The organism is Dechloromonas sp. ARDL1, assembly GCF_051122455.1.
GTDB lineage: Bacteria > Pseudomonadota > Gammaproteobacteria > Burkholderiales > Rhodocyclaceae > Azonexus.
Genome location: NZ_CP168939.1, coordinates 2,599,561 through 2,624,215 on the forward strand (window position 1 = coordinate 2,599,561; position 24,655 = coordinate 2,624,215).

At 60.0% G+C, this 24,655-nt stretch carries 23 protein-coding genes and 1 pseudogene; 14 read left to right on the forward strand and 10 right to left on the reverse strand.

Annotated features, from left to right (window positions below; genetic code table 11):
• Positions 1-11: 11 nt before the first annotated feature.
• The 7 genes and pseudogenes from AB6Q56_RS12760 to AB6Q56_RS12790 all read right to left on the reverse strand — a co-directional run.
• A pseudogene (locus AB6Q56_RS12760) lies at positions 12-698 on the reverse strand (ABC transporter ATP-binding protein); the annotation flags it as partial.
• Between the two features lie 10 nt (positions 699-708).
• The gene (locus AB6Q56_RS12765; RefSeq protein WP_434513546.1) at positions 709-990 is read right to left on the reverse strand and encodes an STAS domain-containing protein; all 282 of its coding nucleotides are present in this window, start codon (positions 988-990) and stop codon (positions 709-711) included.
• Entirely contained in the window at positions 987-1,598 is a 612-nt protein-coding gene (locus AB6Q56_RS12770) for an MlaC/ttg2D family ABC transporter substrate-binding protein (RefSeq protein ID WP_434513547.1), read from the reverse strand. The genes AB6Q56_RS12765 and AB6Q56_RS12770 overlap by 4 nt, the downstream gene beginning before the upstream one ends.
• 18 nt (positions 1,599-1,616) lie before the next feature.
• Positions 1,617-2,342: an MlaA family lipoprotein gene (locus tag AB6Q56_RS12775; RefSeq protein WP_434513548.1), complete on the reverse strand. Its 726-nt coding sequence runs from the start codon at positions 2,340-2,342 to the stop codon at positions 1,617-1,619.
• A complete protein-coding gene (gene mlaD / locus AB6Q56_RS12780; RefSeq protein WP_434513549.1) occupies positions 2,339-2,809 on the reverse strand; it encodes an outer membrane lipid asymmetry maintenance protein MlaD in 471 nt (156 codons plus the stop codon). The genes AB6Q56_RS12775 and mlaD overlap by 4 nt, the downstream gene beginning before the upstream one ends.
• Positions 2,806-3,600 carry a lipid asymmetry maintenance ABC transporter permease subunit MlaE gene (gene mlaE / locus AB6Q56_RS12785; RefSeq protein ID WP_434513550.1) on the reverse strand — a complete coding sequence of 265 codons (795 nt, stop codon included), beginning with the start codon at positions 3,598-3,600 and terminating at the stop codon, positions 2,806-2,808. The genes mlaD and mlaE overlap by 4 nt, the downstream gene beginning before the upstream one ends.
• Entirely contained in the window at positions 3,593-4,405 is an 813-nt protein-coding gene (locus AB6Q56_RS12790) for an ABC transporter ATP-binding protein (protein WP_434513551.1), read from the reverse strand. Before AB6Q56_RS12790 ends, mlaE begins: the two co-directional genes overlap by 8 nt.
• Before the next feature lie 105 nt (positions 4,406-4,510).
• Between AB6Q56_RS12790 and AB6Q56_RS12795 the strand changes: the two genes are divergently transcribed.
• The 11 genes from AB6Q56_RS12795 (at position 4,511) to AB6Q56_RS12845 (ending at position 16,932) form a co-directional block, all read left to right on the forward strand.
• Complete coding sequence (locus AB6Q56_RS12795) at positions 4,511-5,932, forward strand: sigma-54-dependent transcriptional regulator (protein ID WP_434513552.1); 1,422 nt, start codon at positions 4,511-4,513, stop codon at positions 5,930-5,932.
• Positions 5,929-7,281, forward strand: coding sequence for an ExeA family protein (locus tag AB6Q56_RS12800; RefSeq protein ID WP_434513553.1), 1,353 nt, complete (start codon positions 5,929-5,931; stop codon positions 7,279-7,281). Before AB6Q56_RS12795 ends, AB6Q56_RS12800 begins: the two co-directional genes overlap by 4 nt.
• A gap of 105 nt (positions 7,282-7,386) precedes the next feature.
• The gene (locus AB6Q56_RS12805) at positions 7,387-9,174 is read left to right on the forward strand and encodes a secretin N-terminal domain-containing protein (RefSeq protein ID WP_434513554.1); all 1,788 of its coding nucleotides are present in this window, start codon (positions 7,387-7,389) and stop codon (positions 9,172-9,174) included.
• 9 nt (positions 9,175-9,183) lie between these two features.
• Positions 9,184-10,428: a tetratricopeptide repeat protein gene (locus tag AB6Q56_RS12810; protein WP_434513555.1), complete on the forward strand. Its 1,245-nt coding sequence runs from the start codon at positions 9,184-9,186 to the stop codon at positions 10,426-10,428.
• Positions 10,429-10,435: 7 nt separating this feature from the next.
• Positions 10,436-12,142 carry a GspE/PulE family protein gene (locus AB6Q56_RS12815; RefSeq protein ID WP_434513556.1) on the forward strand — a complete coding sequence of 569 codons (1,707 nt, stop codon included), beginning with the start codon at positions 10,436-10,438 and terminating at the stop codon, positions 12,140-12,142.
• A gap of 2 nt (positions 12,143-12,144) precedes the next feature.
• Positions 12,145-13,344 carry a type II secretion system F family protein gene (locus tag AB6Q56_RS12820; RefSeq protein WP_434513557.1) on the forward strand — a complete coding sequence of 400 codons (1,200 nt, stop codon included), beginning with the start codon at positions 12,145-12,147 and terminating at the stop codon, positions 13,342-13,344.
• A complete protein-coding gene (locus tag AB6Q56_RS12825) occupies positions 13,341-14,840 on the forward strand; it encodes a hypothetical protein (RefSeq protein WP_434513558.1) in 1,500 nt (499 codons plus the stop codon). The genes AB6Q56_RS12820 and AB6Q56_RS12825 overlap by 4 nt, the downstream gene beginning before the upstream one ends.
• Positions 14,837-15,439 (forward strand): hypothetical protein, encoded by a 603-nt coding sequence (locus tag AB6Q56_RS12830; protein ID WP_434513559.1) that lies wholly within the window; start codon positions 14,837-14,839, stop codon positions 15,437-15,439. Before AB6Q56_RS12825 ends, AB6Q56_RS12830 begins: the two co-directional genes overlap by 4 nt.
• A gap of 2 nt (positions 15,440-15,441) precedes the next feature.
• The gene (locus AB6Q56_RS12835; RefSeq protein WP_434513560.1) at positions 15,442-15,798 is read left to right on the forward strand and encodes a hypothetical protein; all 357 of its coding nucleotides are present in this window, start codon (positions 15,442-15,444) and stop codon (positions 15,796-15,798) included.
• Between the two features lie 10 nt (positions 15,799-15,808).
• Entirely contained in the window at positions 15,809-16,729 is a 921-nt protein-coding gene (locus AB6Q56_RS12840; protein WP_434513561.1) for a hypothetical protein, read from the forward strand.
• Positions 16,726-16,932, forward strand: a complete 207-nt coding sequence (locus AB6Q56_RS12845; RefSeq protein ID WP_434513562.1) for a type II secretion system protein — start codon at positions 16,726-16,728, stop codon at positions 16,930-16,932. The genes AB6Q56_RS12840 and AB6Q56_RS12845 overlap by 4 nt, the downstream gene beginning before the upstream one ends.
• Positions 16,933-17,045: 113 nt before the next feature.
• Here the strand turns inward: AB6Q56_RS12845 and AB6Q56_RS12850 are convergent, their stop codons facing one another.
• Positions 17,046-18,140: an IS5 family transposase gene (locus tag AB6Q56_RS12850; protein ID WP_046535740.1), complete on the reverse strand. Its 1,095-nt coding sequence runs from the start codon at positions 18,138-18,140 to the stop codon at positions 17,046-17,048.
• On the opposite strand from AB6Q56_RS12850, the gene AB6Q56_RS12855 reads away from it, so the two are divergent.
• Both AB6Q56_RS12855 and AB6Q56_RS12860 read left to right on the forward strand, forming a co-directional pair.
• Positions 18,139-18,768, forward strand: coding sequence for a hypothetical protein (locus AB6Q56_RS12855; RefSeq protein WP_434513563.1), 630 nt, complete (start codon positions 18,139-18,141; stop codon positions 18,766-18,768). The two genes, AB6Q56_RS12850 and AB6Q56_RS12855, sit on opposite strands and share 2 nt — an antisense overlap.
• Positions 18,769-18,858: 90 nt before the next feature.
• On the forward strand, positions 18,859-20,157 hold the full coding sequence (locus tag AB6Q56_RS12860) for an adenylate/guanylate cyclase domain-containing protein (RefSeq protein WP_434513564.1): 1,299 nt from the start codon (positions 18,859-18,861) through the stop codon (positions 20,155-20,157).
• Here the strand turns inward: AB6Q56_RS12860 and AB6Q56_RS12865 are convergent.
• Positions 20,114-21,817 carry a sensor histidine kinase gene (locus tag AB6Q56_RS12865; RefSeq protein ID WP_434513565.1) on the reverse strand — a complete coding sequence of 568 codons (1,704 nt, stop codon included), beginning with the start codon at positions 21,815-21,817 and terminating at the stop codon, positions 20,114-20,116. The genes AB6Q56_RS12860 and AB6Q56_RS12865 overlap by 44 nt on opposite strands.
• Positions 21,818-21,945: 128 nt before the next feature.
• Between AB6Q56_RS12865 and AB6Q56_RS12870 the strand changes: the two genes are divergently transcribed.
• On the forward strand, positions 21,946-22,602 hold the full coding sequence (locus AB6Q56_RS12870) for a type II secretion system protein (protein WP_434513566.1): 657 nt from the start codon (positions 21,946-21,948) through the stop codon (positions 22,600-22,602).
• A gap of 44 nt (positions 22,603-22,646) precedes the next feature.
• Here the strand turns inward: AB6Q56_RS12870 and AB6Q56_RS12875 are convergent, their stop codons facing one another.
• Entirely contained in the window at positions 22,647-24,605 is a 1,959-nt protein-coding gene (locus AB6Q56_RS12875) for a monovalent cation:proton antiporter-2 (CPA2) family protein (RefSeq protein WP_434513567.1), read from the reverse strand.
• Positions 24,606-24,655 lie beyond the last annotated feature (50 nt).

The following is a 24,655-nucleotide window of genomic DNA, read 5'->3' on the forward strand; positions in this document are numbered from 1 at the left end:
AATACCTCTTCCAGCGATGCCCCTGGGTGCGCGGCCATTAGATTGGCTGTTGTATCGAGCGCCACTACCTTCCCTTGCTTCATCAGCGCGATACGGTTGCATAGCGCCTCGGCCTCCTCAAGATAGTGCGTCGTCAAAATGATCGTATGCCCTTCGCCATTCAGGCGCCGAATAAACTGCCACAAGCCCTGGCGTAGTTCGACGTCAACACCGGCCGTCGGTTCGTCAAGCACGATCACCGGCGGACGGTGCACAAGTGCCTGCGCGACCAGCACCCGGCGCTTCATGCCACCGGAAAGGCGACGCATATTGACATCGGCCTTCGCCGTCAGATCAAGCGCTTCGAGAATTTCGTCGATCCAGTCGTCGTTCTTGCGTATGCCGAAATAGCCGGATTGAATGCGCAAGGTTTCCCTGACATTAAAAAACGGGTCGAAAACCAGTTCTTGCGGCACCACGCCCAGCAAGCGACGCGCCTCCCGAAAATCGCGGATGACGTCATGTCCCATGACACGGATTGCCCCCGAATCAGGGCGAACCAAGCCCGCCAGGGAGGATATCAGCGTCGTTTTACCAGCCCCGTTCGGCCCCAGGAGACCAAAGAACTCACCTTGCTCGATAGCGAGCGACACCCCGGCCAAGGCCTGTAGAGAACCGAAATGCTTGACGACGTCAACGATGGATACCGCAGCAACCATGAATTGCCCTTCAGGCCAGGGGCAGCAGATCGGTAACGCCGTACAGTTCAGCCAGCGAACGCACACCGGCCGGAATATGGGCAAATCTGACCTGCGCGCCAGCCGCATCGGCTGCACGCAACCAGCCAAGCATCACGGCGATGGCCGACGAATCAGCCTCGTCGACCGCTGAAAAATCGAATACCGCCTCACCCCGCTGCAAAGCAGAACGGCCTGCATCAAGCAGGCCGCGGGCATTGCCCATGATCATGGGCGCCGTAACCAGCAGACGCCCGCTCTGTCGTTCGATCATTTCTTCTGGTTCGCTTCCAGCGATTTGTTCTTGGCAGCAATGGATGCAACCAAGCCGTCGATTCCGCCATTGCGGACTTCCTGGCCGAACTGGTCGCGATAGTTGGTCACCAGGCTGATTCCAGCAACCACCACATCGTACACCTTCCAGCCGGAGTCCAGCTTTTCCAGGCTGTAATCCAGTTGTACCGGCTTGTTACCAGGCTGATGAACCTCGGTACGCACGAGCACGTCGGTATCGGTCGGGGCCATCTTGAACTGCTTGTAAACGATCTTTTGGTTCTTGTAGCTGGTCAGCGCGTTGGAATAGGTACGCACCAGCAGGGTCTTGAATTCGGCCGTGAGTTGCTGCTGCTGCTGCGGAGTGGCCTTGCGCCATTCCTTGCCCAACGCCAGTGCGGTCATGTGCTGGAAGTTGAAGTGTGGCAGAACCTTTTTGTCGACCAGGTCGATCACCTTGTTGGTGCTACCGTTCTGGATATCCTTGTCATGGCGAATGATTTCCAGAACCTCTTCCGTCACGCGCTGAACCAGCACGTCGGGGGCTTCCTCGGCAAATGCAGCACTAGCGACAAATCCGGCAAAAAATAGGGCAAATATTTTTTTCATGGTCAGCGAAAATAACGATCAATCTTCCAGTCGCGGCGGACGGCCATCGAAAATCTGGTTACGGCGACTCTGCAGATAAGCATCGCGAATATAGGCATACTTGTCGAGTGCAGCCTCCTCGACAATCTTGTCCGCCGGCAACAGACTGGCACGAACATCGACAAAGCGCAGCGGCACCAAGCTATTGCGTAGCGGAACAGGGTGTACACGCCAAACCGGGTCAACGAAGGAATCGACACCAAAACCAGCCGTATCGCGCACGGTGCGCGGCCCGATGAACGGCCAGAACAGATAACCGCCGTCCCGCACGCCCCAAACCGCCAAGGTCTGGCCAAAATCTTCCTCGTGCTTCTCGAGCCCCAACTCGCTGGCCACATCGAACAGCCCGAAAATACCAACCGTCGAATTGATCAGCAAACGCCCGATATCGACACCTGCGTCAGCAAACTTGCCCTGCATCGCACTATTCACACCGATCCACAGATCGCCGACGTTCCCGAAGAAATTGCCAACCCCGGCCTTCACGGGCAGCGGCACGGCGGCATCGTAGACCTGTGCCACCGGCTTGGCCGCGTACTTATCGATTACCTCGTTAACCGCGAACATTGAGCGGTTGAACCCTTCGTAAGGATCGCGCGGATTTTCCTGGGCGAGCGCACTCCCCACGCAGGCAAGCGCAAAAAGCGCCCCCATCGCCCAGCGGCGCCCCATGCGCATCGGAGATAAGCCGAGACTTTTCGTCATTTCTTGTCCTGTCCGTCTGCTGCCTTGCTGAATAAAAACTGACTGATCAACTTCTCAAGCACCACCGCCGACTGCGTCTTGGCAATGGTATCTCCTGCCTTCAGCATCTTCTCATCACCACCGGCATCGAATCCGATGTATTGCTCGCCGAGCAGGCCCGCCGTGAAGATCGAAGCGAACGTATCTTTCGGAAAACGATAACGTCCGTCGATGGACATGGTCACTACGGCCTCGTAGGTGGCGGAATCAAACTGAATGTCGGTAATCCGGCCAACCACCACGCCGGCGCTTTTCACCGGACCGCGTACCTTGAGGCCGCCAATGTTATCAAACTTGGCCTGCAGGACATAAGTCTCGGACAGATGAGCCGACGAAAGGTTGCCGACCTTGAGCGCCAGAAACATGACGGCCGCAATGCCCAGCGCGACGAAAAAGCCGACCCACAGGTCGAGAACGGTACGGTTCATGAAGTTCCCCGGAACATGAACGATGTCAGGATGAAATCGAGGGCCAGCACGGCCAAAACCGACGTCACCACGGTTCGCGTAATCGCCCGCGAGACACCCTCGGCGGTTGGCACCGAGTCATATCCCTCGAAGACGGCAATCAGCGATACCGCGACACCGAAAACAAAACTCTTGACGATGCCATTCCAGACATCGAAGCGAAAATCGACGCTGGACTGCATCTGCGACCAATACGAACCATCGTCGACACCGATGAAGACGACGCCGATCAGCCAACCGCCCAGCACACCCATCGCCGAGAAGATGGCGGCCAGCAACGGCATGGAGATCACCCCCCCCCAAAAGCGGGGCGCAACCACGCGCGCGATCGGATTGACAGCCATCATGTCCATGGCCTTCAACTGCTCGGTGGCCTTCATCAGGCCGATCTCGGCAGTCACCGACGAACCGGCGCGAGAAGCGAAGAAAATTGCCGCCAACACCGGCCCCAGTTCGCGCGTCAACGACAAGGCGACTAGCGTGCCCAATGCCTCGGTCGAACCGAAGCGTTGCAGGATTTCGTAGCCCTGCAGGCCAAGCACCAGCCCGACGAACAACCCGGAAACCAGAATGATCAACAGCGACAGCACGCCACTGAAGTAGATTTCGCGCAAGGTCAGCGGCAACCGCCGGAAGGAAGCACCTGAATAGGTCAGCACCACCCAGAAAAAGCGCGCCGCGAAGCCCAGACGCCAGAGCCGCTCTATAGCGGCATGCCCCAGCTTGCGCAGCAAAGCGGCCGGATCAAGCACGCGCCACCTCACTCAAGAATTCGTCGCGCACCGACACCGCCGGATAATCGAAATGCACCGGACCATCTGCCTCGGCATGGACGAACTGGTGCACGAATGGATCCGTCGACGCCCGAATTTCGTCCGGCGTCCCTTCGGCGACCACGCGACCGCCATTCAGGAAATAGATGTAATCGACGATGAGCAGCGACTCGTGGATATCGTGGGTAACCATGATAGAGGTCGCCCCCAGCGCATCATTCAATTTACGGATGAGTTGTCCGATCACGCCGAGTGCAATCGGATCAAGGCCGGTAAATGGCTCGTCATACATCACCAGCATCGGATCGAGTGCCAGAGCCCGGGCCAAGGCGACCCGCCGTGCCATGCCGCCGGACAATTCACCCGGCATCAATTTATGCGCACCGCGCAGACCGACCGCCTCCAGCTTCATCAGCACCAGATCACGGATCATTTCCTCGGACAAATCGGTATGCTCGCGCATCGGGAAGGCGACATTATCGAAAACCGACATATCGGTAAACAAGGCACCGAACTGAAAAAGCATGCCCATGCGGCGACGCAGGTCATACAGCTCGGCCTGCGACATGCCGCAAACCTGGTGCCTCTCAAGGCGAACGCGCCCGCCGGTCGGCCGCAACTGGCCGCCGATGCAGCGCAGCAGCGTCGTTTTTCCACAGCCGGAACCGCCCATGATGGCGACCACCTTGCCGCGCGGGATCTTCATATTGATCCCTTGCAGCACCGGTCGCCCGTCATAAGTGAAGTGCAGATCCTCGATATCGACCAGAAAGTCGTCAGACAAGATGCTTTCCCAAAACAAAAGTCCGTCGATTTTATCAGAACCCCCGCCGTCGCCCCGAAACGACAAGGCTATAATCGGAAAAATTTCACATGGAATGTTGCGCCCTTGTCAGCTGCCAAGCCGCTCCTGCTGATTGTCGATGACGACTCCCTGATCAGCGAATCGCTCAGTTTCGCCTTTGCTCAGGAATACGACGTCCTGACCAGCCATTCCCGCTCGCATGCCCGCAACCTGCTGCGCCAGCTCCGCAACCCGCCCCGGCTGGCACTGGTTGACCTCGGTCTACCGCCGCTTCCGCACCGCCCGGACGAAGGCTTCGCGCTCATCGGCGACCTGCTGGCCTCGTATCCCGACCTCAAGATCGTCGTCCTATCCGGCCAGAGCGACGACGAAAACGCGCGCCATGCGCGTACGCTGGGAGCGGTCGAGTTCGTCGCCAAACCTTGCGATCCATCCCGGCTAGCCGAACTATTCCGCCAGGTTCTGCGCTTCGACACCCCGCCCACCGGGGGAGCCCCCGGCGGCCTGATCGGCGAAAGCTTGCCCATGCAGCGCCTGCGCCTGCAACTCGGCCAATACGCCAACCTGGCCTACCCGGTACTTATCGAAGGCGAATCGGGCAGCGGCAAGGACATCGTTGCCAGCCACTACCTGCACCGCCTGACCGAACGTCGCGACAAGCCATTCCTGGCACTCAACTGCGCCGCCATATCCCCATCCCTGCTCGAACCCACGTTGTTCGGCTACGCCAAGGGTGCCTTTACCGGGGCCCAGACAGCCAAGGCGGGCTACTTCGACGACGCCGACAGCGGCACCCTGTTCCTCGACGAAATCGGCGAACTTCCCCTGGATTTGCAGCCGAAGCTGCTGCGCGTTCTTGAAAACGGCGAATATCAGCGGGTCGGCGAAACCCAGACCCGTATTTCGACGGCGCGCATCATCACTGCCACCAACCGCGACTTGCGCCAGGAAATGAAGACCGGCCGCTTCCGCCCCGATCTCTACCATCGCCTGTCGGTATTCACGGTATCCGTTCCGCCAGTCCGCGAAACCGGGCTGGACCGCCTGCTTCTGCTCGAGCATTTCCGCAAAAACTGCGCCGCAACGGCGCGCGCCGAGCCTTTCACACTGGCTCCCGACGCCCAATCGCTGTGGCTGGACTACACCTTCCCCGGCAATGTCCGCGAGCTGCGCAACATCGCCATCAGGCTGACCGCCCGCTACGCCGGCCAAGCCGTCACGGCCGGGCAACTGCGGGCCGAACTCGACTACCCGGACAGCGCGGCACCACAGACAGCGGCAATTTCGCTGGATGCCGCACAGCCGGAAGAAGTTCGCCAGGCGGCACGCCAGCATCTCGAACGCAGCACGTATCTTAACCTCGATGCGACGCTCGAACAGTGGCAAAAAGGCTACATCGAGGCAGCCATCGAACTGAGCGGCGGCAACATGAGCGAAGCGGCGCGACGCCTCGGCATCAACCGCACCACCCTGTACAACCGGATGGAAGGCTGGAATCGGCAATGAGCCTGTATCTCGAGCACTTCGGCATGCGCGAACCGCCGTTCCGCATCACGCCACACACTGACTTTTTCTTCACCGGCGCCAATCGCGGGCCAACGCTCGACGCCCTGATCTATGCCATCACGCAAGACGAAGGCATCGTCAAGGTCACCGGTGAAGTCGGCAGCGGCAAGACCATGCTGTGCCGAATGCTGCTCGAACGCCTGCCGCGGAACGTCGAAACGCTCTACCTTGCTAACCCGTCGCTGTCTCGCCAGGAAATCCTCGGCGCCATTGCCGACGAACTCAGCATCCCGACCGAAGACAAGGCAACCCATTCGCTGACTCGGGCGCTGCAGGAGGCGCTGATCGAACGCTACGCCGAGGGCAAGCGCGTCGTGCTCCTCATCGACGAAGCCCACGCCATGCCTGCCGAATCGCTGGAAGAAATCCGGCTGCTTTCCAACCTCGAGACAAAGGCCACCAAGCTGCTACAGATCGCCCTGTTCGCCCAGCCCGAACTCGACGACCGATTGGCCGCCACCGACATGCGGCAACTGCGCGAGCGGATCACCCAGCATTTCAACCTGGCACCGCTCAAGCAGCCCGATGTCGCCTCCTACATCGAGTTTCGCTTGCGTGCGGCCGGCTACCACGGCCCCAACCCCTTCACCGAAGAGGCGATACGGATGATCACCCGTATCTCCGAAGGACTATCCCGACGCATCAACATCATTGCCGACAAAGCACTTCTCGCCGCCTATTCCGCGGGTAGTCACAAGATCGATTGCGGCGAAATAAAAACCGCCGAACAGGACGCCCGCTTTTCGCCGCTACAGGCAAAAAGCGCCTTCAATCCCCAGCCCCTGCTATGGGGCATTGGCGGCGCGGGCGTAGCTGCCATTCTCATGGTCATGACGCTGGGTCTTGGGCAACAACAGGCGACGACCGAAACGCACGCCAACTCCGAGCCCGCCAAACTACAGCCTCCCCCCGCGCCCCAACCCATTGCCAGCGCGCCGACACCGCCCCCCTCCCAGGAAAAGCTTCGCTTCGGCCCGTTGACCCGGCAGCACCTCGCGCAATACGACGACTGGATCAGGGAAACACCGCGCAACCACTACTTCATCCAGCTGCTGGCCACCGATGCCACGCACACAGGCGAGGTCGAAGGCTTCCTGTCACGCGCCGTCGCGGCCATCGAGCCGACACAAATCCGGGCCTATCGCTCGAGCCTTTCTGGCCGCGACCGGATCGGAGTGATTTACGGCGACTTCAGCAGCCGCGAGGACGCCGTTGCCGCCATGCAGGCCCTCCCGGAATCGATCAGAACCATCCAGCCCTTCCCCCGACAAGTCAGCAAGCTCCACTGAACCGCAGCTCGACAGCCAACGCTGCGCCCACGCCATATAACGTGCTAGCATCGTAGCGATAGCCCAATAACATGCGACCATACCATTCAGACAAGGCATAACCCGATGAAAATCGGATTCATCGTCACTTCGCTCACCACCCTTCTGCTTGGCGCCTGTACGGCCCCGACACCGCGCGAGCCATTGAAGGGACACCTAAATGGCGACAACTTGTCCACCACCGTGCCCGGTAGCATTCCGCCCCCGGTTCAGCAAACGCTCGCCCTGCCCAAGCCGCGCCCTAGCCGCAAGGCGGAAACCTACAGCGTGGTGGTCAACAACGTGCCGGTCCGTGAACTGCTTTTTGCCTTGGCGCGGGACGCCAAGGTCAATGTGGATATCCACCCCGGTATTACCGGTAATGTCACGCTGAATGCCATCGACCAGACCATGCCGCAACTGCTAACGCGTATCGCCAAGCAGGTCGACATGCGTTTCGAGCTGGACGGCCCCAACCTGGCCGTCATGCCTGACTCGCCTTTCCTAAAGCACTACAAGGTCGATTACGTCAACATGGCCCGCAACGTGACAGGAACCGTATCGGCCAACACCCAGATCGCCACCGGCGCCCCAGGCAGCGGAACCACAGCCCAACCGACCAGTGCGACGGCAGGCAACATCTCCAACACCCGCATCGAGAACTCATCCAAGAACCAGTTCTGGGAATCGCTCGAAAAGAACATCAAGGACATCCTCCGCGAAACCGACAAGGTTCTGCCCGAAGGCTCAAGCGAAACCAGCTACGAACAGAACAGCGAGCAGACAGCGACCGGTGCCGCCGCCCTGCCGCAAACGGGCCGCCGCGCGGCGCAAGCCATCGCTAATGCGCTCCAGGGAAATCCGACGCCGAGCTCGGCCAGCCAGGGAGCGGCCACTACACTCGTGCGCCACAGCACCTTCCGTGAGGCGGCTTCGGTAATCATGAACGTCGAGAGCGGCGTCATTACCGTACGCGCCACCCAACGCCAGCACGACCGGATTCAGGAGTTTGTCGACCGCGTGGTCAATTCGGCGCGCCGGCAAGTACTGATCGAGACGACAATCGTCGAAGTAACCTTGAACGACGGCTATCAACAAGGCATAGACTGGACCAAGGTGACCAGCGGCGGTGCGATGTTTCAGTTCTTCGGAAACACCCTCACGACCAGCGCAAAGAACCTGAGCTACACCGGCGGCGATCCGACGGCCGCTATCACCATGCTCAGCAAGTTCGGCACTACCAAGGTTCTATCAAGCCCACGGCTATCAGTCTTGAATAATCAAACGGCCCTCCTCAAAGTAGTTGAAAACGTTGTCTTTTTCAATGTCAAATCGGAGCTAGCCATAGCCAATACCAGTATCGTCGGCGGCACACCGATTCGTTCCTATACCACGACACCACAGACGGTTAGCGTTGGCCTAGTCATGAGCGTTACGCCTCAGATCAGCGACAACGATGTAGTTACTCTCAATGTTCGACCAACGATCACAGCGCTTGGAATTCCAGTGCCGGACCCCAACCCCGATCTCAAGGGACTTAACAATGTCCCTCAGGTCCGTACGCGTGAAATTGAATCTGTCATGCGCGTCGCTAGCGGCAATACAGCTGTCTTGGGCGGATTGATGGAAGACAAGATCGACTATCAAAACCAACGCGTGCCTCTCCTCGGGCAAATTCCGATTCTCGGCGAAGTCGCAAACAATCGTGACAACTTGGCCCGCAAAACGGAGTTAGTTATTTTCCTCCGGCCGGTCGTCATAAAAGATGCCAGTCTCGATGGCGATTACGCGAGCATGAAGGGCTACCTGCCGGGCGACAATTTCTTCGCCCAGCCGAACGAGGCTCAGCCATTCAACATCGCCCCGAGCCGCTGAGAGACGCGCATGAGCCTGTTGATGGATGCCCTGAAGCGGGCGGAACTAGCCAAGCAGGAAGCCGCGCGCGCCCAATTCGGCATTCCGCCGAACACCTCGCCAGAACCCGGTCTCAGCCTGGAGCCAATCGGCGGTGAAAAACCTGCTGTATCGACAAATCCGCTTCCCGATCTGGCCCACTACATAGACGCCGTCGACGCCGACCTTGCCAACACCCAACTCCCGCGCACCAGCGCCGCACCACAGCAAGCAGCCACAACGCCCGTAGCACCAAGCCAGCCAATAGAACAAGTCAATCGCGACAGCATTCGCAACGCCTTTGCCGCGAAACAACCCGTTGTTTCTCCGCCATCGCGCCTGCCGCTGTGGCTGGCCTTGGGTACGCTTGGCATCGCCGGCCTGTCGATCGGCGCCTACGTCTGGTACCAGTTGAACGCCATGAACCGTGGCTCGCTGGCCAGCCCGGCCCCATCGGCAGCCACCCCCCTGCCGCCACCGACCCGGACCCCGCAACCGGCCATCGCCCCCCCCCCGCTGGCCCCCCCCCCCGCGGCGCTCCCTAACGATGCAGTGCTGTTCGCTCCCCGCCGCGAACCGCTCCCCACACCATTGCGTACTGCCGAGGTTGAGACCGCGAACCCAACGCCGATTCGCCTGACCCGCAGCCGCCCGGAGGCCGACCCCGGCCTGTCGCGCGGCCATGCCAGCCTGCAGCGCGGCGAACTCGAGTTGGCTCGTCGCGATTACGAGCAAGTCCTGCTGCGCGAGCCAAACAACACCGATGCCTTACTGGCCTTGGTCGCCATCGCCCAAGGTCAGGGACGACAGGCCGATGCCGAGGCTCTCCGCCAACGCGCACTGGTTGCCAACCCGAGCGACCCGGCCACGCAGGCTGCCGCGCTGAACGGCAGCGCGGCGGATACCGACCCACAGAACACCGAAAGCCGTCTGAAAAGCCTGCTGTCGGCCCAACCTGAATCCGCCGCACTGAATTTTGCACTGGGCAACCTCTACGCTCGCCAAAGCCGCTGGCCAGAAGCACAGCAGGTGTATTTCAACGCTGTCGCAGCCGACGGCGACAACCCGGACTATCTGTTCAATCTGGCAGTCAGCCTCGATCATCTGCGCCAGCCGCGCCTAGCCGGCCAGCATTACCGCATGGCACTCGAAGCCGCGGGACGCCGGCCCGCAGCCTTCGATCGCGCCAAGGTCGAGAAACGCCTGGGCGAACTGGCACCAGACCCGATACGCTGAGTCCACAATGAGCACATCCGCACTCCAGCGTCGCCCCCTCGGGCAAATCCTGATCTCCGAAGGCATCCTGTCGGAAGACCAACTGCGCATCGCGCTGCTCGAGCAGATGAAGCAAAACCAGCCGATTGGCAAGTTGCTGGTATCGCTCGGCTTCGTGACCGAGGCCACGCTGCGCCAGGCACTCTCGGAAAGCCTCGGCAAACAGAGCATCGACCTGCGCCACGCCGTTGTTGACCCCCAGGCGCTCAAGCTGGTGCCGCGCGACCTTGCCAAGCGCCACCACCTGCTACCGCTCGACTACGACATCCCCAACCGGCGACTCGCCCTGGCCATTTCCGACATCAACGACATTGTCGGCCTCGACCGGGTACGCGCCCAGCTCGAAGAAGGCACCGAGATCGAAACTCTGCTTGCCGGCGAGTCCGAAATCGATCATGCCATCGACCAGTATTACGGTCACGAACTGTCCATCGACGGCATCCTGCACGAGATTGAAACCGGCGAAATCGACTGGCACAGCCTGTCGGCCGCCGACAACGAATACAGCCAGCCGGTCGTCCGCCTGATCGACTCGATCCTGACCGACGCCGTCAAGCGCGAGGCCTCGGACATCCACTTCGAACCGGAAGCCAATTTCCTGCGCATTCGCTACCGCATCGACGGCATGCTGCGCCAGATTCGCGCCCTGCATAAATCCTACTGGCCGGCGATGACGGTGCGCATCAAGGTGCTGTCCGGGATGAACATCGCCGAAATGCGCGCTCCGCAGGATGGTCGTATCGGCCTGACCGTGTCCGGACGCCCCATCGATTTCCGCGTCGCCAGCCAGCCAACCATCCACGGCGAGAATATCGTCCTGCGCATTCTCGACCGCCAGAAGGGCATCGTACCGCTCGAAGAACTCGGCCTGGCCGAGGAACACCTGCACCAGTTGAAACTGATGATCTCCCGACCGGAGGGCATCATCCTGGTGACCGGCCCGACCGGTAGCGGCAAGACAACGACGCTGTACTCGGTACTCAATCACATCAACGCCGAGGGCATCCACATCATGACCCTCGAGGATCCGGTCGAATACCCGATGGCGATGGTGCGACAGACATCGGTGGCCGAAGCTGCCAAACTCGATTTCGCCAACGGTATCCGCTCGATGATGCGCCAGGATCCGGATGTCATCCTGGTTGGCGAAGTACGCGACTCGGAAACGGCTGAAATGGCCTTCCGCGCGGCGATGACCGGCCATCAGGTATACACGACCCTGCATACCAACTCAGCCATTGGCGCTGTGCCGCGCCTGCTCGACATTGGCGTCCTGCCCGACATCATGGCCGGCAACATCATCGGCATCATCGCCCAGCGCCTGATCCGCCGACTGTGCGAGCACTGCAAGACCCCCTACCATGCCGAACCGCACGAAATCCGCCTGCTTGGCCCGCTTGGCGAAGGCCCGCGCCCCGTGCTGTTCCGGGCAACCGGCTGCGAACGGTGCGATTTCCAGGGCTATCGGGGTCGCATCGCGATCATGGAACTGCTGCGCATCGATGCCGGCATCGACGAGTTGATCGCCCGCCGGGCGACCACGCACGAAATCCGCAGCCGTGCGATTCTGCAGGGCTTCACCACCTTGGCCGATGACGGCCTGAACCGCGTCCTGAATGGTGTGACCTCGCTGGAGGAACTGGCCCGCGTCGTCGACCTGACCGACAGGATGTAGCGATGATCTTCGACTACAAGGCTGTCAGCGCGGAAGGGCGAATGACCTACGGACGGCTCGATGCGATCAACCTGATCGATCTGGAAATGCGCCTCAAGCGCATGAACCTGGACTTGGTGACCGGCAACCCGGTCCAGCAACGCACACTGTTTGGCAGCCGTAGCGTGCCACGCCCCGAGTTGATCAACTTCTGTTTCCATCTCGAACAGCTGACCCGCGCCGGGGTACCCATTCTCGAGGGACTGGCCGACCTGCGCGACTCCATCGAACACCCGCGCTTCCGCGAGGTGATGGCCGGCCTGATCGAGAGTATCGAGGGGGGGCTGACCCTGTCGCAGGCAATGGCCGCCCATCCGGACATCTTCAGCCAGGTATTCAGCAACCTGATCCGTGCCGGTGAATCGAGCGGCCAGTTGCCCGATGTCCTGGCCAGCCTCTGCGAATCGCTGAAGTGGGAGGACGAGTTGGCCTCGCACACCAAGAAGCTGCTGATGTACCCGGCCTTCGTCGCCACCATCGTGCTGGCTGCCACCTTCTTCCTGATGATCTACATGGTGCCGCAGCTGAAGATTTTCGTGCGCAACATGGGACAGACCCTGCCGCCGCACACGCAGTTGCTGTTTTTCATATCCGACCTTTTGGTCAACTACTGGTATCTGTTCCTCACCACTCCGATCATTACCTTTCTCATCGCCCTGCAACTGGTGCGCACCAATCCGCTGGCCAGAATGCGTTTCGACGGGATCAAACTACGCCTGCCGGTTATCGGCCCCATCCTGAAAAAGATCGTCCTGTCGCGCTTCGCCAGCACTTTTGCCATGCTCTACGCTTCCGGCATCCCGGTCCTTGAATCGATCCGCACCACCCAGCACATCGTCGGCAACGGCGTCATCCGGCGTGGCCTGGAGCGCGTCGAACAGTCCATCCGCGAAGGCAACAACGTCGCCAGTGCCTTTCACGACGTCGGCCTCTTCCCGCCACTGGTCGTCCGCATGCTGCGCATCGGCGAAAGCACGGGCGGCCTGGACAAGGCCCTGCTCAACGTCAGCTACTTCTACAACCGCGACGTCAAGGAGTCGGTCGGCAAGGCGCAATCGCTCATCGAACCGATACTGACGCTGTTCATGGGTGCCCTGCTGGGCTGGATCATGCTTTCAGTCATTGGCCCCGTCTACGATGTGATCAGTAAAATCAAGACGTGAAGACCCGCCTCCTCTACCTCAACACGCACCGCCTTGCCGCCTATGTCTGGCAGCAAGGGCATTTGCATTCCGAAGGCGTCTTCGAGAACAACGACGATGGCCTCAACCGCTTCTCCCAATACCTCGGCACCCACCCCCGGGACCGTTTCACCCTGTTGGCGAACGTCGCCGAGGAAGGGCACGCCCACGAGAACATTCCCTTCCTGCGCGGAGTGGACCGACAGACCCTGATTGCCCGCAAGATCGGTCAGCACTTTCAGGGTACCCCGTTGGCAACCGCCATCTCGCTCGGCTACGAGAAAACCCAGCGCAAGAACGAGAAGCTGCTTCTATCCGCGCTGACCAACCCAGCCCATTTCGAGCCATGGCTGCTGCGCCTGGCCAACGCCGAGGTCGCGCTTACGGGGATCTACAGTCTCGCCCAGTTGGGCGGGGTACTGCTTAAAAAACTGGGGCTCCACAACAACCGCTGCCTGTTGCTTACCCAACAGGATCACTCGATCCGTTCCAGTTACCTGATTGACGGGCAAGCTCACTTTTCCCGCATGGCCCCCTTATCGGACAGCAGCATTGCCGGGATTGCCAGCGCTTTCGCCACTGAATCGGGCAAACTGCATCAATATCTGATTGGCCAGCGCCAGATCGGCCGTGACGAAAGCCTGCCTGTGTTCATCCTGTCCCACCCGCTGACCGTCCCTGCCATCGAAAAAGCATGTCCGGACAGGGGCCAACTGAACTTCAGCATCATAGACAGCCACACAGCTGCGAGCAAAATCGCCCTCCACACCCTCCCTGAAGACAATCGCGCCGACCTCCTGTTCATGCACATGCTAGTCATCGCGCCACCAGGCCAGCAGTTCGGCAACGACAAACATCGCCACCACTTCCGCCTCTCGCAAGTACGCAACGGACTACTGGCTGCGGGCTTCGTCGCGCTGCTGGCCAGCAGCCTCTATTCCGCCAAGCAGTTCTACGATGCCCACTCGCTCCACGAAGAAATGCAAGCGCTTCGAAGCAGCGAGGCCGAATTGAACCAGCACTATCAGGAAGCAGCCAACACCCTGCCGCAATTGGGTATCGACAACGACACCCTGCGCCAGTTGACCACCCAATACACCGAACTGACTCGCCAACAGGCCCTTCCCGGCCCGGCCTTCCGGCAAATCAGCCAGGCGCTGGATCAGATGCCGGCAATCAGGCTGGAAGGCATCGAATGGCGGAATGACACCACGTACGACAGCACGAAAAAGACAGCACAGGAAGTCACCGTGGTACACGGCTCGATCGCCGTCGCTCACACCGACACACGCAAGCTGCTCAGCGTATTCGACAATTTCGTGGAACTCCTGCGCGCCCAGCCCGACGTGTCGATCTCGGTACTGCGTAGACCTGTCGACATCGAATCGGGCAGCACCTTGCGCGGCGGCGACGGTGCGGAAGAAGGGGTCAAACCCCACCCGTTCACCATCGAAGTCACGCGGAGAAAACCCTCGTGAAGCTGACACGGCGAGACTTCCGCAAACTGCTGCTACCGCTGGTCGCAACACTGATGCTTTTTTTGACAGCAGGCATTCTGGCCTGGTGGAGTCACGCCGAGACAAAAGGTGCGGCACAGGAGCGCCAGCGCGCCGCCGAAGGGAAGACTCGAATCGAAGCCCGACTGCGACAGTTCCACAGCGAGGAAACCGAGCTCAAGGAGCGCGGCCTCCTCCTCAAGCGCCTTCAGGATTCCGGCATTCTTGGCGAAGAACGGCGGCTCGACTGGATGGAGCAATTGCGCAACACACAACGCGATCTGCGCCTCCCCGGCCTCAAATACGAATTTGCAGCACAAGCCCCCCTCAACCGGACAACGCCATCCGGGTATGCCTGGTTCAACAGCCCGCTGCGCCTTCAGATGCGCCTACTGCACGAAGGTGATCTCCTCAACGCGCTCGAACACATTCAGCGGGAAGCCCGCGCCATGGTCATCGTCCGCTCGTGCCAACTCGCCCCCCCCACCACCGCAGGCGAGCGCCGGGAATTCGTCGCCCCGCTGAATGCCGATTGCAACATGGATTGGTTGACAGCCCGCCAACCGTCGGCGAGGAATTGACCATGCGCCGCTTTGTCCTGCCGCTTCTGCTGGCGCTCTCCGGCGTAGCCAACGCCGACTCCCCTCCGCTCGGCCGCCTCTTCTACGACGCACAGCAACGCACCCACCTCGACCAGCAACGCCAGCGCAACCCATGGTTCGGGCAGCAGCCCCAGGAGGAGACGGAAAACGCTCTGACCCTGAACGGCGAGGTACGTAGCAGTAGCGGCCGACGGACACGCTGGATCAATGGCGCTGCCGACTGGAACAACACCAGCCCGACGCCGAGCGTTCCAGTCGGGAATACCTACTACCCAGAGAGCGGACAGACCGACAGCCTGCTGGGTGGTGGGCGTATTACAGTGAAGCCGGGCCGCTAACTATCCAACAATGTCCAACCATCTGCAAAATCGGCAACAGGGTGTCATCTTGCTTAGCTTGATGATCGTACTGCTACTCACCTCTGGGTTCTACCTGATCAAGCAGAGTAGCAGTATTTTCTCCAAGTCAGCACAGGCGTCAGTCGATGCCAGCGTTCTTCAACTGGCACAGGAGGCATTGTTAGCTCGAGCCATCAGTGATGGAAATCGACCGGGCAGCCTTCCTTGCCCAGCTCTAACCAGCGATGGCAATGCTCCTGGCTTGCCACCATGCCCAAGCTTTGTCGGCTGGTTGCCTTGGCGCACACTTAATCTGAATGACCCTCGCGACAGTTCGGGGGAGCGCCTTTGGTATGTACTTGCCCCAGCCTTTCAGGACATTGGCATCATCAATACCAATTCGACATCAACTTTAACACTGGATGGAGCTAGCGGCATCGCTGCGCTGATTATTGCTCCGGGAGCAGCACTTGCCGGACAAAACCGCCCCAGCAACAGCATCACCGACTATCTCGACAACAAAGATGGAAACGCCGCCACAAGTAACAACGATGGCGATGACAGCTATTTCTCGGCGCCTTCAGACGAAAAATTTAATGACAAGGTATTACCCCTAGCGACATCCACCTTGTTTGCTGGCGTCGCGAAGCGCGTTCTCGGTGAAATTCGCTATGCCTACTCCGCCGCCAGCGCCCCACCTCCTTTCGCAGATACCAACGACGATGGCATCTCCGATTCAGGGCAAGACCTTGGCCGCTTTCCATACAAAAATGCACTCTACGCAATTCAATCTCCGAGCTGGTACTCGGCATCCCCGCCATTTCACTTGTGGTATGACAGCTTGGTCAATAACGGCTGGTTCCCGCTAGTAACCTATGATCGGAGTACTAGAAGCATTTCCCTCAACGGACAGGTGCTTGTCCTGCCATGAATTCAAAAATTCGCTTATCCCCCATCCACCGTCTCTCGGCCTCCGGCTTTTCTCTGGTCGAAATGGCCATCGTTCTTATCGTGTTTGCACTCTTGGCTGGCGGCATGATGATCAGCTTGGGCACCCAGCAGGATATACAGCGTACCAATGAGGTACGTCGCCAATTGGCCGAGATTCGAGAGGCTCTCCTAGCAGGCTGCTGAAATACCGCCCTGCAACTGCAGACGGTGGCATGGAACGGAGTCGTTTTTCGTAAGGCGAAGCGGATTTTCGGTCGTTCGCACGTGTTTTACAGGGATTCCGAGGTGTTTTCCTATCATATTGCCCCCAGCGGACGGATTGCTCCCAAGGAGCGCATGCGCGTCAGGTTGTAGGCGGCCATGGTCAGCACGAACAACTGATCGACCTTCTCCAGTCCGCGCACCATCACCTGGCGTATCGGCCCAATGAACTTGGCCCAGCCGAATCCCTGTTCGATGAGTTTGCGCTTTTGCTGGGAGATCGCGTAACCGTCACTGCCGGCAATGTCGTCCGGCACGGCAGAACGGCGATGGCTGGTGTTCTGCGCCACATGGGGAATGACATTCAGTTCGATGAGTGCCGCAATGAATTCCTGGGCATCGTAGCCCTTGTCCGCGCCGAGGGTGATTTCAGCCGTTTCGCCGGCGACTTGGCGGGCATCGGCGATCAGGGCCTTGGCAACTTCCCGCTCGGCATAGCCATCGGCCGTGGTCACGACCGCACTGGCAATGAGTCCGTGGCGGTTGTCGCTCAAGGTGTGTCCCATGTAGCGCAACTCACTGGCGGTATTGCCCTTGCGGTACAGTCGGGCATCCGGGTCGGTACGTGAGGCGTGGGTGTCATTGCTGCGTGACTGGCCCTTGAAATTGCCGCCGCCTTCATCATCTCCGCCGTCCTTGCGCAGGAAACTCTTGTGTCCCGCCCAAGCCTGGATGAGCGTGCCGTCGACACTGAAATGTTCGCCTGATAGCCAGTTCTGCTTCTCGGCAATGGCCAGTACCGCATTGAAGAGTTCGATCACGGCATCGTGGGCAATCAGGCGTTCGCGATTCTTGGTGAAGACGGTGGGCACCCAGACTGCATCGTCCATCGATAGGCCGATGAACCAGCGAAAGAGCAGGTTGTACTGGGTCTGCTCCATCAATTGCCGTTCCGAGCGAATGCTGTAGAAGATTTGCAGCAGCATGGCACGCAGGAGTTTCTCCGGGGCAATGCTGGGGCGACCGCCTTTGACGTCGGCGGCATACATGCCGCTGAGCAGGGGTTCGATATCCTTGAGCGCCCGATTCACCATCGCCCGGATCGGCCGCAACGGGTGCTGCGCCGGCACAAAGTCGTCCAGGCGACGCATCGTAAACAAACTCTCGGTGAAGGTGTCGGCTCCGCGCATGATCCGCTTTGTGCTCTCGGTAATCTCGGTGAATCTCTATAACGATCAAACCCGCTGTTTCGTCGACAGGATGGGGAAGTATTTCAGCAGCCTGCTAGGCTACACAATTGCCAATGGCCGTTTGCCACCACCTGCGGACCCCACAAAGGCCAACGCCGACCCAACCGCCGGTTTGATTGATGAGGGCCGGACAAGCGGTGTTATTCCTTGGAGAACGCTTGGCCTGCCGGAGACCGACCCTTGGGGGCAACGTTTCACCTACCGGGTTCGCCTTGAGTTTTCCGATGCCATTTCGCTAAACACGACGCCCCCATGCGTATTGTCACCCGCCCCCACCCAATCAAGTTTTGCTCTCTGCTCCTCTGGCAACATCATCGTTTCCGATGGTGCCGTAAACATTGCAACCGGTATCCCGGCCATTGTCGTCTCTCACGGCAAGAACGGGCTTGGTGGATATCGGGCAGACGGCTCGCAATTATCTGGAAGCGCCGGGGACGAACTGGAAAATGCCAATGCGGACCTCAATTTTGTCAGCCGAACGCATAGCAGCACCTACGATGATGAAGTGACTTGGATACCATTGTTTAGTTTGATGAATCGAATGGTGGCAGCCGGCCGCCTGCCCTAGCACCACCACCGCCCTCGCTTATTGACCTGCATCACCCCGGCTGCCAAACTGGTTATCCCAAAGCTATAAGTCGGACTGATCGGTCTTGTCGTGAGTTCCAGCCCCCATTTCATCTCTCTGCGTGCCGGTGGCATCCTGCCGACCGACGATGCGGAGATGCGCCTGAAGAAGTCGCTGCTGGTATTCGCCACCGGCCTCTTCTGTACCGGCTCGATGCTCTGGCTCTTCCTCTATGGGCAGATGGGGCCGCAGTTCTCGGCCACCGCGCCGTTCATGTTCCAGCTGCTGCTTGTGGCCAACCTGCTCTACTTCCTGCGCAGCGGCAATTTCGAGTGGTTCCGGGTCACCCAGTTGTCGCTCTTTCTGTTCGCCCCTTTTGTCGTGCAATGGAGCATCGGCAACTTCATTTCCGCCAGCGGCACCAGCCTGTGGGGGCTGCTCGCACCGATCGGCGCCGTGCTCTTCTGCGGCCCCCGTGAATCGATCGCCTGGTTCATAGCCTACATATTCCTGACCGCGCTCTCCGGCTTTTTCGATTACTACCTGGCTGGTAGTCCGCTCAGCAACGCCCACAAGATTTCGACCGAAACCAGCGTCTTCTTCTTTGCGCTGAACTTCGCCGCCATTTCGAGCATCGTCTATCTGCTGTTGCGCTACGCGATCATCGAGAAGGGCAAGCTGCAAGCCAGCCTGGAAGAAACCCACCGCCTGCTGCAGGAGGAACAGGGGCGCTCGGAGCGCCTGTTGCTAAACATCCTGCCCGGTCCCATCGCCGAACGCCTGAAGCATGACAGCCAGGCTATTGCCGACGGTTTTGCCGAGGTCACGGTAATGTTCGTGGATATCGTCAACTTCACCCGCCTGGCCGAAGGAATGACGCCACAGCAGGTCTTCTCCATGCTTAACCGGATATTCTCGTCCTTCGACGAACTGGCCGAGCGCTATGGCATGGAAAAAATAAAAACCATCGGCGATGCCTACATGGTTGCCGGCGGACTGAACAATGAAGCCTGCAACTACACGCGCGCCATCGCCGAACTCGCCATTGCCATGCGCGATTTGCTGCATCGCGATTTCACGGTCAACGACATGCGCCTCGAGGTACGTATCGGCATCGGCACCGGCCCCGTCGTTGCAGGCGTCGTCGGCAAGAAAAAATTCATTTACGACCTGTGGGGCGACACCGTCAATCTTGCCAGCCGCATCACCAGCGAGGGCACGCCGGGCATGATTCACGTCGATGCCACGACCCATCAGCGCCTGAAGGGCGAATTTGAATTCGCCACACCACTCGACCTTTATCTGAAAGGCAAGGGAAACACCCTGGTTTTCCGCCTCAATGGTCTCAAGGAGCCGGCGACGGCCCCCGCACCGGCCGTTCCAGCCTGAACAGCACGCAACCCGGCCGGTTGGCCGCGAGCGTCAGTCGATAACCCATCGCCTCCGCCTGTCTGGCGGCATGATATAAGCCGATCCCCAGGCCGTCGTTGGAAGCCACCGGTGCATTCAGCAGCGCGGCGGCGACATCGGGGGGAATGGCCGATCCGCTGTCGGCGATGGACAGCCCCTCTTCGCCAAACGTCACATCAATGCTCAGGCCAGATTCCCGCTGGCGCTTCGACAGCGCGTTCTGCAGCAGATTTTCCGCAACGCTGTCGAACAAGGCCCGAGGAAGCATCTCCCCGGCATGCGGCGCCCCATGCCATTCGATGCCGGCGTGGCTGTATCGATCCTGCAAGCGGAGCCACCATGCGCGACCAGCCAGGTGCTCGTCATCCTCAAGTTGCGGCGATTGCAGCTTGTCGAGCGTCGACTTCAGACGGTCGGCAACCTGAGGCAACTGGCGGCGCAGCAGATTCGCCACATCGGCCGGATCGCCGGGCTGGGTCGCCGCATAGCACAAGGCCTGCAAGGATTGCAGCAGGTTCTTCACATCGTGCGTCACCCGCGCCCCGGTCTCGTAGATGGCCTGCACATAGCCCAGACGTTGGAGTTGCAGGCTCTGGCGCTTGACCAGATAGAACTCGACAGCAAGCCGCAGCAGCCACTCGACATGCCAATGCAATGCAGGCGATGGAAAATGGCGAAAAAACACTGTCAGCTTCACATCGCCGGCATGCGTGTCATGCGTAAACATTGACCTCTCACCCACGGACTGCTTCCCGCTTCCCGCCTCCCAAGCGGCACCAAGAACCCAGGGAGTTTCTGCCAATCGCCGCATCGCCGCCGCCAGGAAAATCTCGGGATCGGTGTTCCGCTCGCTCTCCTGCGACAAATGCACCAACCACTGCTCCAATGGCATCCCCAAGGACAAGAGATAGTGTGAAACGGCCGACCCGATGCCGGAAAAACCGCCGCGCGGATTCCACGCCCAAGCCACCACCAGCAAGGCAACAGCCACCGTCATTGACGTCTTGAACAGGGATTCGATGTACCCCGTGCCGCCAATCGGCATGTAGGCCAACGCCCCGAGCACCAGCACCGCCAGGACGAGGAAAACCAGGATTCCGTAAAACAGGTCGAACGCTACTCCGGACTTGCGCAAAGGGGGGCGCGCCGGAAAAAGCAGCAAGATGGGCAAGGCCATCGGCATCAATACGGAAACCGCATCGCGCAGCCCCGACTCGACCTGTGCGGCAGGAGAAATCTCCGGCACGATCCCCAGCATGGTCAGCGCAATCAGGTATCCGAAAGCCAGCAGATAGCCGGCCCGCTCGCCCCGCTGTACAGATCCGATCACCCGGCCGCCAATCGACGCAGCAAGCGCCCCCGCCCAGATCAGCAGCAGCCAGGGGCTGAGCAACAGGGTCGATGCAGCGGCGATGCCAATCACCACGAGCCCCTGCCGCCCGCTGATGCGTTGCTCACCGTCGACGAAAGGCTGCCAGATAAGAAAGAGGCCGAGTGCAACCAGCCACAACAGGCGCACGGCCGGCACCTGCCACCCGCCAAAAGCCAAGGCATGCAGCATCAGCAGATGCCCCGCCAATAGCAGATGCGGTCGGCTGGCCAGCCGATTTGCCAATTGCCGCCCGAATCCGGCGTTCATCTTTTCGACACACTGTCCATTTTTCGACACCCTCAACCCAGATTCATACAGTCATTAGCAAATTCCAGCCCAAAGCCATAGGCACAAAAATTGCATTAGTGACACGGGAGTAATATTCGGAGCATGCCATGAAAAATCATCAAAAAGGCTTCACCCTCGTCGAAATCGCCATCGTGCTGGTCATTATTGGCCTGTTGATGGGCGGTGTCCTCAAAGGTCAGGAGCTAATCAACAGCGCCAAGGTCAAGAACCTGGCAAATGATTTCCGCTCAATGTCGTCGTTTGTCTATGCCTATCAAGACCGCTTCCGCGCCATGCCTGGCGATGACGCCCGTGCCAACAATCACGTAACCAATGGCACCGTAGCCACCACGCCGGCGGCTACGCTCGACAACGCACGCATCAACGGCGCTTGGAACTCGGTGACACAAACCGATGAATCCTACCTTTTCTGGCAGCACGTTCGCCTAGCCGGCTTGGCAACAGGGACGCCAGTCGTTGGTAACGCCGACTATATTCCTCGCAATGCAGAGGGCGGTGCCATTGGCATTACCGGCGACGCGATTCTGACGGCAGCTAACCCTGTCTGGCCAGCCAACTTCTACATCTGCTCGACCGGCATCCAGGGACGTTTTGCACAGCAACTCGACACCATGCTCGATGACGGCAACACGCAAACCGGCACTGTCCGAGTCATTGCCAACGGCGCCGCAACCCAGGCGAATGCTAATTTGCTGACCCCGGCCGATGACCAAACACTTTACACGGTCTGCTCTGGATTCTAAGGGCAACGAGACGCCTTTGATCAAGCCCGCCTCGGCGGGCTTTTTCATTTCTGCAGCAAGCGCTCCTCGGCTGCCGTAACCGCCTCGGGCAAGCCGAGTACCACCACCACATCCCCCTCCTCCAGTCGCGTTTCCGGCGCTGGCTCCAGCGCACGGATTCCACGGCGGCGTATGGCACTCACTTCGCAATTCAGGCTGTCGAGATCGAGGTCGTCCAGCGTCCGACCGATGGCGGCAGCACCGGCGGCGAGCAGCACGGAGTGCATGCGCGGCTGGTGCTCGTCTTCCTCATCGTGGTCGCGGTCGGTAATCCCGCGATAGAAGCCGCGCAGCAAACTGTAGCGCTGCGAGCGCGTCTGCCGGATCCGCTTGAGCACCCGGTTGATCGGCACGCCGACCAGTACCAGCGCGTGCGAAGCCAGCATCAGGCTGGCCTCCAGCGCCTCCGGAACGACCTCGGCCGCCCCTGCGCGGGTCAGGCGATCCATGTCACGCTCATCGGCCGTACGCACGATGACCGGCAGGTCGTGGCGCAACTCCTGCACGTGATGCAAGATTTTCTCGGCTAGTGCCGTATCGCTGATGGTGACGATGACCACGCTGGCCCGCATCAGGCCGGCAGCCATCAAGGCTTCCTTGCGCCCGGCATCACCATAAACGACATTCTCACCACCGGCCGAAGCCTCGCGCACCCGGTCGGGGTCCAGGTCCAGCGCGACGTAATTGATGTCTTCCTGGCCAAGAAAGCGGGCCAGGTATTGGCCGTTGCGGCCGAAGCCGCAAAGAATGGCGTGTTTCTCGGAGCCCATCGACTGGGCGGCGATCCGGGTCAGTTGCATCGAGCGCATCAGCCATTCGCTGGCCACGAAACGAACGACGATGCGCTCGCTGTATTGAACAACGAATGGCGCGATCAGCATGGAGAGCACCAGCGTGGTCAGCGCCACCTGCTGGATTTCCTTGGGCAGGCGCATCACCTCGCCGAGCAGCACGAAACCGAACTCCCCGCCGGCACACAGCCAGAGCGCGGAACGAATGGCGTTGCCCGGCGAAGCGCCGAGCCGCCATGACAGCACCCCGACGATCAGCGACTTGACCACCAGCAGTGCAACGACAGCAAGCAGCACCTGCCACCACAGCCCGACGAGGATATGCAGATCGAGCTTCACGCCGATGGTGACGAAGAACAAGCCCATCAACACATCGCGAAAGGGCTTGATGTCCTCTTCCACCTGCAGCTTATATTCGGTTTCCGAAATCAGCATGCCGGCGACGAACGCCCCCAGTGCCAACGACAGACCCGCCAGCTCGGTGATCGTAGCCAGGCTCAGGGTGATCAGCAAGACGTTGAGCACGAACACTTCCGAGGATTTGGCGCGGGCGACAAAGTGGAACCACTTGCGCATCAGCCGCTGCCCGAAAACCAGAATGATCGCCAGCACGATCACCGCCTTGAGTAGCGCGATGCCGAGCAGGACAGCGAGCTTTTCCGGGGGCTGGGTCAGCGACGGGATGATGACCAACAACGGGACCACCGCCAGGTCCTGGAACAGCAGCACGCCCATGATTTCGCGACCGTGCGCGGAATCGAGCTGCATGCGCTCGGCCAGCAACTTCGTGATGACCGCGGTGGACGACATGGCGAACACGCCGCCCAGCGCGATGCCGAGCTGCCAGCTGACGCCGAACAACATGACCAGCCCGGCTATCAAGACCATGCTGACGACGACCTGCAACAAGCCGAGGCCAAAAACGATGCGCTTCATCGCATAGAGTTTGGGCAGCGAGAACTCCAGGCCGATCGAGAACATCAGGAAGACAACGCCGAACTCCGCCAGGTACTCGGCGCGATGCACCTCGCTCATCAGGTTCAGGGCGTGCGGACCGATCACGCTGCCGACAAAGAGGTAGCCGAGCACCGGCGGCAGGTTGAAGCGCCGGAAGATGACCACGGCCAAGACCGAGGCACCCAGCAGCAGCAGGACGAGAGGAAGTGCGCTCAAGGGCCGTTTTCGCGATTCAGGTATACTTCCCACATCTTAACCGCAGCCCC

What these genes read in the sequence shown, in the direction of transcription:
- AB6Q56_RS12765 (WP_434513546.1), bottom strand. Translation starts at nt 990, where the DNA reads ATGATCGAACGACAGAGCGGGCGTCTGCTGGTTACGGCGCCCATGATC.
- AB6Q56_RS12770 (WP_434513547.1), bottom strand. Translation starts at nt 1,598, where the DNA reads ATGAAAAAAATATTTGCCCTATTTTTTGCCGGATTTGTCGCTAGTGCT.
- AB6Q56_RS12775 (WP_434513548.1), bottom strand. Translation starts at nt 2,342, where the DNA reads ATGACGAAAAGTCTCGGCTTATCTCCGATGCGCATGGGGCGCCGCTGG.
- mlaD (WP_434513549.1), bottom strand. Translation starts at nt 2,809, where the DNA reads ATGAACCGTACCGTTCTCGACCTGTGGGTCGGCTTTTTCGTCGCGCTG.
- AB6Q56_RS12800 (WP_434513553.1), top strand. Translation starts at nt 5,929, where the DNA reads ATGAGCCTGTATCTCGAGCACTTCGGCATGCGCGAACCGCCGTTCCGC.
- AB6Q56_RS12805 (WP_434513554.1), top strand. Translation starts at nt 7,387, where the DNA reads ATGAAAATCGGATTCATCGTCACTTCGCTCACCACCCTTCTGCTTGGC.
- AB6Q56_RS12810 (WP_434513555.1), top strand. Translation starts at nt 9,184, where the DNA reads ATGAGCCTGTTGATGGATGCCCTGAAGCGGGCGGAACTAGCCAAGCAG.
- AB6Q56_RS12815 (WP_434513556.1), top strand. Translation starts at nt 10,436, where the DNA reads ATGAGCACATCCGCACTCCAGCGTCGCCCCCTCGGGCAAATCCTGATC.
- AB6Q56_RS12820 (WP_434513557.1), top strand. Translation starts at nt 12,145, where the DNA reads ATGATCTTCGACTACAAGGCTGTCAGCGCGGAAGGGCGAATGACCTAC.
- AB6Q56_RS12835 (WP_434513560.1), top strand. Translation starts at nt 15,442, where the DNA reads ATGCGCCGCTTTGTCCTGCCGCTTCTGCTGGCGCTCTCCGGCGTAGCC.
- AB6Q56_RS12840 (WP_434513561.1), top strand. Translation starts at nt 15,809, where the DNA reads ATGTCCAACCATCTGCAAAATCGGCAACAGGGTGTCATCTTGCTTAGC.
- AB6Q56_RS12845 (WP_434513562.1), top strand. Translation starts at nt 16,726, where the DNA reads ATGAATTCAAAAATTCGCTTATCCCCCATCCACCGTCTCTCGGCCTCC.
- AB6Q56_RS12855 (WP_434513563.1), top strand. Translation starts at nt 18,139, where the DNA reads ATGATCCGCTTTGTGCTCTCGGTAATCTCGGTGAATCTCTATAACGAT.
- AB6Q56_RS12850 (WP_046535740.1), bottom strand. Translation starts at nt 18,140, where the DNA reads ATGCGCGGAGCCGACACCTTCACCGAGAGTTTGTTTACGATGCGTCGC.
- AB6Q56_RS12865 (WP_434513565.1), bottom strand. Translation starts at nt 21,817, where the DNA reads ATGAACGCCGGATTCGGGCGGCAATTGGCAAATCGGCTGGCCAGCCGA.
- AB6Q56_RS12870 (WP_434513566.1), top strand. Translation starts at nt 21,946, where the DNA reads ATGAAAAATCATCAAAAAGGCTTCACCCTCGTCGAAATCGCCATCGTG.